Here is a 6,000-nt window from a genome sequence, read left to right as displayed (position 1 = left end):
CGTTGGTGGCGAACAGCCAGGTTTTCTCGAGGGCCGTGCCGATGACCTCCGACGCCTCCACCCAGCTCACCCCCGAGAACAGGCTCAGGCCGCCGGCGATCAGCGCCAGCAGCAGCAGGGTGCCGCCGGTGAAGCCCAGATACTGGAAGGTCAGGGCGCCCAGCTCAAGCCCGATCAAGCCGCCCGGCTCGAGGGGCAAGGTAGCCTTCATCGAGTAGAAACGCATCGACTCGAGGCCGCTGCTGGCCAGCAGCACGACGACGAAACCGAACCCGACCACGAAGAAGGATCGGCGGTCGGCCCCGAAACTGCGCTGCAGACGCCGGAAGCCCACAGCCAGCCCGACGCCCAGGAAGGCCACCCACCACCAGGCGGAGAGACCGAACAGGTACAGCAGCAGATCGGCCAGCCAGGCCCCGAAGCGCCCGCCCGGATTGCTCACCCGCTCCACCTGCACCGCGTGGGACCAGCCGGGATCGGCCTTGGAGTAACCGAACAGCACCATCGCCACGTAGCAGGCCAGCACGCCGAGCAGCAGCCAGCGCACCTCCTGCAGCAGGCTGGCGATCTTTTCCGGAAGGGGGAGCGGACGGGTGGACGGGCGATTGAGCATGGCTTGGCGGTACGGGGGCTTGCGAGGCGCGGCAAAAAACAAAAGCGCGGTGGGAAGCCGCGCTTTCGATTATAAACCAGGGTCTCTGGTTGTCCCCTCCTCGTCGCCCTCGGGGTCGCCGGGGAAGGATTTGCGAACCATTCACAAATCGTAAATTTTCTCGCGCAGGATCACGCCGCTGTCGGTCTCCTCGATCAGCCCGCGCAGGCCGAGATCCTTCATCACCCGGCTCACCATCTCGCGGGAGGCGCCGATCATCTTGGCGATGTCCTGCTTGGAGACCTTCTTGCGCACCACCTTGAGGCCATCCACCTCCTCGGACATTTCGAGGAGCAGCCGCGCCACGCGACCGTAAACATCCATCAGGGCGAGGCTTTCGATCTTGCGGTCGGCGTCGCGCAGGCGGCGGGTGAGGTTGCACATGACGTGCCACGCAAGCTCGAAGTTCTCCTGCATGAGGCGCTTGAAGTCGGTCTTGGCGATGGTGACCAGATCGGAAGGCGACACCGCCACCACCGACGCCGAACGGGGGCTGTCGTCGAGCACGCCCATCTCGCCGAACATCTCGCCCTGGCCCAGGATCGTCAGGATCACCTCGCGGCCATCCTCGTCGCTGACCATGACCTTGAGGTTGCCGGTGAGAACGAAATAAACGAAATCGGTGCGATCACCTTCGTGGACCACCGCGGACCCCCGCGGAACCCGTCGCATCATCGCGCAGCGCGCAACGGCAGCCAGCCGGTCATCGCCCAGGCCCTGAAAGATGGGGAAGGTACGCAGGGCAATCGTGGACACGGAGCTGGTAACGGTCATAGGGCCTCTCCTGAGCAAAGGGCTAAAGTATTTCTTGGCGATGTGACCAAGTTGTCATGTGCTATCAACGGCCAAGTATAAAGCAAACTTGAGGGTCTCCGGATGACGTCCGGGCGCACCCGCCGTCGCCGGCCCCGGGGGTGCCGGAATTTAGCGAGTTCATCGGGAACTCTGCCCCTTATAATCGCTCTCCGCTGTTCCTGCCCATCAGATCATCAGAGAGACCCACCACGATGGCCACCCGTCACATCAAGCTGCTCATCCTCGGTTCCGGCCCCGCCGGCTACAGCGCCGCCGTCTATGCCGCCCGCGCCAACCTGAACCCCGTGCTCATCACCGGCATCGCCCAGGGCGGTCAGTTGATGACCACCACCGAAGTGGACAACTGGCCGGCCGACCCGGACGGCGTGCAGGGCCCCGAGCTGATGGCGCGCTTCGAGAAGCACGCCGCCCGCTTCAACACCGAGATGATCTTCGATCACATCCACACCACCCACCTGTCCGAGAAGCCCATCCGTCTGGTGGGCGATGCGGGTGAGTACACCTGCGACGCGCTCATCGTCGCCACCGGCGCCAGCGCCCAGTACCTGGGCCTGCCCTCCGAAGAGGCCTTCTCCGGCAAGGGCGTGTCGGCCTGCGCCACCTGCGACGGCTTCTTCTACCGCAACCAGGAAGTGGCGGTGATCGGCGGCGGCAACACCGCGGTCGAGGAAGCACTCTACCTCGCCAACATCGCCAGCAAGGTCACCCTGGTGCACCGCCGCGACAAGTTCAAGGCCGAACGCATCCTGGTGGACAAGATCCACGAGAAGGTCGCTGCCGGCAAGATCGTGCTGGAACTCGACTCCACGCTGGATGAAGTCCTGGGCGACGCCACCGGCGTCACCGGCATGCGCATCAAGCGCGTCAAGACCGGCGAGACCAAGGACATCGCCCTGAAGGGCGTGTTCATCGCCATCGGCCACAAGCCGAACACCGACATCTTCGAAGGCCAGCTCGAGATGGAAGGCGGCTACATCGTCACCAAGGGCGGCCGCCACGGCAATGCCACTGCCACCAGCGTGCCGGGCGTGTTCGCGGCCGGTGACGTGCAGGACCACATCTACCGCCAGGCCGTGACCAGCGCGGGCACCGGCTGCATGGCCGCCCTCGACGCCGAGCGCTACCTGGACAGCCTCGGCCTCGCCGGCTGATCCGCTGCAGCACCCGCGAGCGGACCGGGCAACCCCCGGTCCGTTTCCATTTGAACCCTCACCTCCTGCAAGCATGGGCAAGGACAAGCGCAACTCCGGCCTCGACGCCCTGAAGGCCCTCCGCGACCGCGTACCCAACAGCGTCCTGAAGACCGTCATCGCCCGCCCGGCGCCCCAGCCGGCCCCGGCCAAGACGGCGGCGGCGCCGGACGAGCCCGACGCCGCCGCGCTGTTCCGCGCCCAGGTGGGCCGCGTCCAGCCCCTGCGCGCCGACAACCACGCCGACCTCGCCCGCCCCAAGCCGACCCCCACGCCGCGCCCCCGGGTTGTCGAGCCCGACGCTGAGGCGCCCCGCCGTGCCCCGCGCATCGACGAGAACGACCCCGCCGCGGTGTTCCGCGCCGCGCTCGGCGAGATCGCCCCGATCCGCGATTTCAACCGGGTCGACCTCAGCCACCAGCGCCAGCACGCCAACCCCCACGTGCGCGCCATCGAGCAGCAGGCACCCCAGCCAGCCACCGTGGACATGAGCGTCCTGCACGACCCGGCCGCCCTGTTCCGCCACGCCGCCGGCGAAGTCGCCCCCCTCAAGGACCGCAACCTCGCCAACGTCGAGCGGCCCACCCCCGCCCCGCGCCCCCGCAAGCGCGAGGAGGACGAGCGGGAAGTACTGCGCGAGGCGCTCGAAACACCGCTCACCTTCGAAGACCGTCTCGACATGGGCGACGAGGCCGCCTACCTGCGGGTGGGCCTGCCGCGCCGGGTGCTCACCGACCTGCGTCGCGGACGCTGGGTGGTGCAGGGCGAACTCGATCTCCACGGGCTCACCCGCGACGAAGCCCGGGCCACCCTCGCCCAGTTCATCGCCCTCGCCCTGCAGCAGGGGCGCCGCTGCCTGCGGGTGATCCACGGCAAGGGCCACGGCTCGCCCGGTCGTCTGCCGGTGCTCAAGCACCTCTCCCGGGGCTGGCTCGCCCAGCGGGAGGACATCCTCGCCTTCTGCCAGGCCCGCCCCCACGACGGCGGCGACGGCGCACTGCTGGTGCTGCTCCAGGCCAGCGCAGGTCCGCGGGGCCGCGTCGCACCCGAAAGCCATTAGCGTTTTCTGATATTCCCCCCACCGACGGCCCCGCGGCAGCGGGTTTCCGCACGTTTCCGGTGCATCGTCGGCAATTCTTGCCCGCGGTCAATTTTTTTCCGTCTCCACATCCCTAGAGTGCGCTGCGACAGATTGTCGCAGTGACAACACACCGCAGGCCTGTCCAGAAACCCGGTCAGGCTGCAGTCGATTTCGGTTAGGGACAAACGGAGACCAAAAATGAGCACCGATGACATCAAGCATGACGATCAAACCCTCGTACCGGGACGCCGCAAGTTCCTGAACACCGCCGCGCTCGCCGGTCTTGCCGGCGCCGGCCTGTCGGTAGGCCTGTCCTCGTGCAAGCAGGAAGCCGCCCCGCCCGCCGCCGGCACCGCGCCGGCCGCCCCCGCACCGGCCGCTGCCGCCCACGCCGCCGACGGCCTGAACATCCACCCGGCCCCCGGTCAGCTCGACACCTACTACGGCGTCTGGTCCGGCGGTCACTCCGGCGAAGTGCGCATCCTCGGCCTGCCCTCCGGCCGCGAGATCAAGCGCATCCCCACCTTCAACATCGACTGCATGAACGGCTGGGGCATCACCAACGAATCGAAGGCCGTGATCGGCACCAAGGCCGACGGCAGCCTGAAGTACAAGACCGGCGACACCCACCACGTCCACGGCTCCTACACCGACGGCACCTACGACGGCAAGTACTTCTGGGTGAATGACAAGATCCACGGCCGTCTGGCGCGGATCAAGGGCGACACCTTCGAGTGCGACAAGATCACCGAGCTGCCCAACATCCAGGGCTTCCACGGCATCTTCCCGGACAAGCGCGACCCGGTGGACGACAAGATCAACCACACCACCCGCGTGTTCTGCGGCAACGAGTTCCATATCCCGCACCCCAACGACGGGCGCGACATGGACGACGAGAAGAAGTACAAGACCCTCTTCACCTGCGTCGACGCCGAGACCATGGAAGTGCGCTGGCAGTGCCGCGTCGATGGCAACATGGACCTGGTCGCCACCTCCTTCGACGGCAAGCTGGCCGCCGCCAACCAGTACAACACCGAAGGCGGCGCCAAGTACGAGGACATGATGTCCGCCGAGAAGGACGCCTGCGTGTTCTTCAACGTCGGCCGCATCGAGCAGGCCATCAAGGACGGCAAGTTCGTCACCATCGGCGACAGCAAGGTGCCGGTGGTCGATGGCACCAAGGAATCCAACAAGGACCCGAAGACCGCCCTCACCTGCTACGTGCCGGTTCCCAAGAACCCCCACGGCGTGAACGCCAGCCCGGACGGCAAGTACTTCATCTGCTCCGGCAAGCTGTCGCCCACCGCCACGGTGATCGAACTGGTCAAGGTGCTTGACTATTTCGAGGGCAAGCTCGACGACCTCAACAAGAGCATCGTCGCCGAAGTCGAACTCGGCCTCGGCCCCCTGCACACCGCCTTCGACGGCCGCGGCAACGCCTTCACCACGCTGTTCCTGGACAGCCAGATCGTCAAGTGGAACGTGGACACCGCCATCAAGTTCCACGCCGGCGACAAGAACGCCAAGTACGTGGTAGACCGGATGGACGTGCATTACCAGCCGGGCCACATCAACGCCTCCATGTCCGAGACGAAGGAAGCCGACGGTCAGTTCCTGTGCGTGGGCTGCAAGTTCTCCAAGGACCGCTTCCTGCCGGTGGGCCCGCTGCACCCCGAGAACGAGCAGATCATCGACATCCGCGGCGAGAAGATGAAGATGCTGGCCGACCACCCGGTCTACCCGGAACCCCACGACTTCGTGATCGTCAAGCGCGACAAGATCAAGACCCGTCAGGTCTACAACCTCGACGAGTTCCCGAACGCCATCAAGGATCCGAAGGAAAGCGGCGTGTTCCGCAACGGCAACAAGGTCACCGTCAAGCTCGTGTCCCAGGCGCCGGCCTACAGCATGCGTGAGTTCAAGGTGAAGAAGGGCGACGAGGTCACCCTGATCCTCACCAACCTCGACAAGGTCGAGGACTTGACCCACGGCTTCGCGATTCCGAAGTACGACATCAACTTCATCGTGAATCCGCAGGAAACCAAGTCCGTCACCTTCAAGGCCGACAAGCCGGGCGTCTACTGGTGTTACTGCACCCACTTCTGCCACGCCCTGCACCTCGAGATGCGCACCCGGATGATCGTCGAGAAGTAACTCGACGCAGCAACGATTCCTTATCGAGAAGTAATTTGGGGAGACGCTCGCGTCTCCCCTTTTTTCTGGCGCGCGCCCCTGCCGCCATGCCGTGCGCCTCGCCGGGC

5 protein-coding genes are annotated in these 6,000 nt (G+C 65.9%); 3 read left to right on the top strand and 2 right to left on the bottom strand.

Features of this window, described 5'->3' with window-relative positions:
• Together ACE3N6_RS13815 and ACE3N6_RS13810 are read right to left on the bottom strand one after the other, a co-directional pair.
• Positions 1 to 613, bottom strand: a 613-nt coding sequence (locus tag ACE3N6_RS13815) for a DNA translocase FtsK 4TM domain-containing protein (protein ID WP_374246355.1), incomplete at its 3' end; no start/stop codon positions are given.
• Between the two features lie 141 nt (positions 614 to 754).
• Positions 755 to 1,426 carry a Crp/Fnr family transcriptional regulator gene (locus tag ACE3N6_RS13810; RefSeq protein ID WP_153160900.1) on the bottom strand — a complete coding sequence of 224 codons (672 nt, stop codon included), beginning with the start codon at positions 1,424 to 1,426 and terminating at the stop codon, positions 755 to 757.
• Between the two features lie 233 nt (positions 1,427 to 1,659).
• Between ACE3N6_RS13810 and trxB the strand changes: the two genes are divergently transcribed.
• The 3 genes from trxB (at position 1,660) to nosZ (ending at position 5,893) form a co-directional block, all read left to right on the top strand.
• Positions 1,660 to 2,619 carry a thioredoxin-disulfide reductase gene (gene trxB / locus ACE3N6_RS13805; RefSeq protein WP_374246354.1) on the top strand — a complete coding sequence of 320 codons (960 nt, stop codon included), beginning with the start codon at positions 1,660 to 1,662 and terminating at the stop codon, positions 2,617 to 2,619.
• A gap of 73 nt (positions 2,620 to 2,692) precedes the next feature.
• The gene (locus ACE3N6_RS13800) at positions 2,693 to 3,718 is read left to right on the top strand and encodes a Smr/MutS family protein (protein WP_374246353.1); all 1,026 of its coding nucleotides are present in this window, start codon (positions 2,693 to 2,695) and stop codon (positions 3,716 to 3,718) included.
• A gap of 219 nt (positions 3,719 to 3,937) precedes the next feature.
• Entirely contained in the window at positions 3,938 to 5,893 is a 1,956-nt protein-coding gene (nosZ, locus tag ACE3N6_RS13795) for a TAT-dependent nitrous-oxide reductase (RefSeq protein ID WP_374246352.1), read from the top strand.
• The last annotated feature ends 107 nt before the right edge of the window (positions 5,894 to 6,000 follow it).

Source organism: Zoogloea sp. (assembly GCF_041904905.1).
Classification (GTDB): Bacteria; Pseudomonadota; Gammaproteobacteria; order Burkholderiales; family Rhodocyclaceae; genus Zoogloea.
The sequence above is the reverse complement of the archived record's forward strand: the minus strand, read 5'-3'. Positions and strand labels throughout refer to the sequence as shown.